Raw genomic sequence first — 4,528 nt, 5'->3', positions numbered from 1 at the left:
GCCGACGGTAGCTTCCAAGTGCCGATCTTCGCTCTGGGATCCCTCGGCGCGAATGCTGGCGGCTGGTTGAGCCAGGATCTGTACCCCCGCAAACTCGCCGATGTGAACCATGACGGCCGGGCCGATATCGTCGCCTTTGGGCCTGGCGGGGTTCAGGTCGCGCTCGCGAATGTTGACGGCACCTTCCAGGCGCCCACCTTCGAACTGCACGCCTTCACGACGCTTGACGGTAACTGGACGTCCGGTAACGCGCTCCCGCGCGAGCTGGCCGATGTGAACGGCGACGGCTTCGCCGACATCGTTGGTTTTGGACCTGATGGCGTCCAGATTGCATTCGGGCAAGATACGACCGGGGCAGCGCTCGTCATCCGCGACAATCCCGAGACCGCGGGGCTGGATACCAACTACCTCCGCTATACCGGCGAGGATCACGTCGTGCTGGGGGGCACGGCCGGAAACGACATCATCATCTCGAGCGATGGCGATGATACGCTCTGGGGCGATGCCGGCAATGACCGCCTCGATGGCGGCGCCGGYAACGACCAGCTGCGCGGCGGCGCCGGCGACGACATCATCACGGATACCGGTGGTGACGACAACATCCAGGGCGGTGACGGCAACGACGTCCTGCATGGCGGCAACGGCGTCAACCTGATCATCGGCGGCTTCGGCAACGACTTCATCGTCACCGGCGAGGACGCATCGGAGGCCATTGGCGGCCAGGGGAACGACTTCATCCTCGGCAGCAAGGCCAATGAACAGGATATGGGCAACGAGGGCGACGACTGGATCGAGAAGGGCACTTCCGACGGCGCCCCTGGCGACAATTTCGACCCGCTCGGCAACGACACCGTGATCGGCAACGACGTCTTCATCGGCGACGGCGAGAACGACAAGTTCAACGGCGAAGGCGGCGACGACATCATGGCCGGCAAGACCGGCTTCGGCGACCGCTATATCGGCGGCTCCGGCTACGACTGGGCGATTTACAAGCCCAACACCACCGGCGTCTATATCGACATCTCCGATCGCTTCTTCGATCAGCCGCCGGTTCCCGGCGGGTCGACCTCGCTCAGCCGCTTCGACTTCGTCGAAGGCCTCTCCGGTTCGGATTTCGGCGATGTTCTCAACGGTGATGACTCCACTGCCGCCACCCTTCCCACCGCCGGTGCCACGGGCAGCGTGCTGACCAATATCGATCTGATCGCGGGCTTGCGGGATCTGCTTCCGGACGCCACGGCAACCTTCTTTGATGGTGGCAACATCATCCTCGGCGGCAAGGGCAGCGACATCATCCAGGGCCGCGGTGGCAACGATATCATCGACGGTGACCGCTACCTGAACGTGCGCATCAGCGTGCGGGAGAACAACGATGGCACGGGCCCCGAGATCGCCTCGTTCGACAGCATGGAGCCGATGGTCCCGTTCATGCTGAACGGCACCTATAATCCCGGCCAGCTTGTCATCGTTCGGGAGATCCTGACCTCGGATACTGCCGATTTCGACACGGCCAAGTTCTCCGGCCTGCGGGCGAACTACACGATCACGACCAACCCTGACGGTTCCGTGACGGTCACGGGGACGGACGGGTCGGACACGCTTCGCAACATCGAGCGGCTGGAGTTCGCCGATCAGTCAATCGTGCTCCCCGGCGGCGACAATAATCTACCGCAAGGGGCGCCCACGATCGTCGACGGGAATGGCGGGATCGTGCAGGTTGGCGATGTCCTGACGGTCAATCTGCTCGGCCTGACCGATGCCGACAATCCGGGCGGGACCGTGCCGGCATCCCCCGTTTCCTATTTCTGGCAGGTCGATGACGGAACCGGGACCTTCGATGACATCCTGACCTTCGGCGCAGGCGAAGTGGAGCGCGCGCACGGTCCGAGCTTCACGGTTACGGACGCGGAGAGCGGTTTGGCCCTGCGATTGCGCGTTGTCTACCAGGATGCGAACGGCGTGCTCGAAGAGGTGTTTTCCGCACCGACTGCGGCTGTCGTTGCACCGACGATCATCACCGGAACGGCTGCCGCCGACACGCTCCTGGGCACGCCGGGACCCGACATCATCAGTGCTGGTGCCGGCAATGACACGATCACAATCGCATCCACCGAAGGACGCGACATCATCGATGGCGGTGCCGACACCGACACCCTCCAGGTCCTGGGAGATGCGAGCACGGAATCCTTCCAGATCTATGCGGCAGCCGATGCGATTACGGCAGGGTTCGTTATCGATGCAGCGACGGAAATCGCGATCGTCCGCAACGGCGCGCTGCTCGCGCAGCTCGCCAATATCGAGGAAATCGTCATCACCGGCGGCGGTGGCGGCGATACCTTCCAGATCATCGGCGATTTCGCGCCGACCTCGCTGCTGACGAGCACCATCACGATCGATGGATCTGACGGCAACGACACGGTCGATATCTCGTCGCTGGAATCGGCGCACCGCATCGTCTTCAAGTCGATGGGCGGACAGGACACGATCGTGGGCACGCTGCGGCCACAGGATGTCATCGAGCTGGCGCCCGGTTCGACGCTTACACACCAACCGGACGCCGGGGACGACAATGTCGTCGGAGGGGCAGGTGATGATGTCTTTGTGGCGGCAGCGGGCGACGGCAATGACGTCTACTTCGGCGACGGCGAAAATGGCGGGGTCGGCATCGACACGCTCGACCTGTCCGCAATCATGGCGAACCTGACGGTCAATCTCGGCAATGGCCCGCTCGGAAGCGGCAGCGCGGTGAGCAGCGAGAGCGGCAGCGACACGCTGTGGAGCATCGAGAACGTCGCGACTGGCTCGGGCAACGACACGATCACGGCCAGTGCGGCGGTGAACGTGATGGAGGGCGGGGCAGGCAACGACACCTTCCGCTTCCTGAGCAAGGAAGCGGCGGATGGCGACACCATCCTCGACTTCCAGCCTGGCGATAAGCTCGACCTGTCCGGCATCGACGCCAATGCAACGCTCGCCGGCGACCAGAGCTTCACCTTGACCAGCGGCCCGGCCTTCACCGCCACCGCCCAGCTGGCGGTCTCCCACGAGACCCGGGCCGACGGCGACTACACCGTGGTCAAGGGCAATGTTGACGGCGATGCCGATGCCGACTTCCAGCTCAACCTGAAGGGCAACCACACCCTGACCGGCAGCAACTTCACGCTGTAACGGCCGGACCTTCCGGCCGGCGGGCCCGTGTCCGCCGGCCCTCACCGCCTTCGTGCAGGCCAGAATCTGACAGGTGGCGATCATGGCACCTTCTCAGAAATTGCCCCCCACCCGCCGCGATACGGCCAGGCTGACTCAGAGGTACTTCCCAACCTTCATTTTAATGCTCCTGGTCTTCGGCCTCATCAATGTGCTGGCGCAGACCGGTTCGTTCTACATGCTCCAGCTCTGCGACCGGGCACTGACCTCGGCCAGCAGCCGGAAGCTGGCCGCGCTCTCGGCTCTCGCGATCGGTCTCTATCTGCTCTGGCACGCCGCCTTTGGTCCGGGAGGCAGGTTGTGAGGGACATCTCAATCGCAGTTCTCGACGATCATCCGCTTCTGATGGAGGGGATCGCGACGCTGCTGAAGCGACGAGGGGGCTTCGCGCTTGTGGCGACAGGATCCTCGGCAGAACACATCATCTCTATCGCCGAGAATCATCAGCCTGACGCCATGATCGTCGATCTGACATGCCTGGTGACGTGTTTCAGGCGGTGGCCGAGGCCTCCAGGGCGGTTCCCGCCATGAAGATTGTCATTTTCACAGCGTCGAGCATAACGGACGACGCTCTTCAGGCGCTTGCTGTCGGTGCCAGCTGCTATGTCCTGAAAGACGGTCCGGCCGAAGAGCTTTTCGAGGCGATCGCGACTGCGCGACGAGGCGAGACCTATCTGACGCCATCGATCGCCGCCAGCGTGCTCGGGGCTCTACCGCACAAACCTCTCGAAAAGCGAGCCAAGGAAAGCATCCGGCTCAGCGTTCGGGAGGATCAAATCATCCGACTGCTTCTGAGCGGCAAGCAGAACCGCGAAATCGCTAGTGCCCTTTCACTCAGTGAGAAGACGATCAAGCGATACATGACCGACCTGATGGCCAAGCTGAACGTCCGTAATCGTCTTGAGGCGGTCCTTGCGGCTCAAAAGCTGGATCCAACCACCCAAGCGCCACCACCTGATGGGCGCCGACCGCAACGGTGAGGTTGCGCTCGTCTCACCGGTTGGGCGTGGGCGTCAGGGGAAGGGCGCGCTGCGGCGGCGCAATCCGCCCTTCGGCGGGTCCTATTTCGCTGGTCTGCCTGCAGGCCGCATCGCCGAGGCCGAGACCGCCCTCGCTGGTGCTCGGAGTGATTTGGAAGCTCGGCGACGTTCTGTGGATGCCGAGATCTGAGCGCTAGTGGATTGATCGGGACGGAAGAGTCCTGTTGGGGATTCCGGCCGCTGATGCGGTGTGCGACATTGCGGGATGCGTACCGGTATCAGGATCGAAGTCACGGCTTCGGAAAAGGGTCGGCTTGAAGCGATCGTTGCGGCGCGGAGTT

At 63.2% G+C, this 4,528-nt stretch carries 3 protein-coding genes; all 3 read left to right on the top strand.

Features of this window, described 5'->3' with window-relative positions:
• A partial coding sequence (locus AC1D34_RS34300) for an FG-GAP-like repeat-containing protein (RefSeq protein WP_476826651.1) occupies positions 1 to 3,168 on the top strand: 3,168 nt, incomplete at its 5' end.
• An 82-nt stretch (positions 3,169 to 3,250) separates the two neighbouring features.
• A complete protein-coding gene (locus AC1D34_RS34295) occupies positions 3,251 to 3,511 on the top strand; it encodes a hypothetical protein (protein WP_476826650.1) in 261 nt (86 codons plus the stop codon).
• Positions 3,512 to 3,734: 223 nt separating this feature from the next.
• Complete coding sequence (locus AC1D34_RS34290; protein WP_476826649.1) at positions 3,735 to 4,187, top strand: LuxR C-terminal-related transcriptional regulator; 453 nt, start codon at positions 3,735 to 3,737, stop codon at positions 4,185 to 4,187.
• The last annotated feature ends 341 nt before the right edge of the window (positions 4,188 to 4,528 follow it).

The organism is Allobosea sp. P1_A7 (assembly GCF_056406775.1).
This window is presented reverse-complemented; position numbering and strand designations above follow the sequence as displayed.

Coding starts and splice junctions, on each gene's coding strand:
- AC1D34_RS34295 (WP_476826650.1), top strand. CDS start 3,251: ATGGCACCTTCTCAGAAATTGCCCCCCACCCGCCGCGATACGGCCAGG.
- AC1D34_RS34290 (WP_476826649.1), top strand. CDS start 3,735: ATGAAGATTGTCATTTTCACAGCGTCGAGCATAACGGACGACGCTCTT.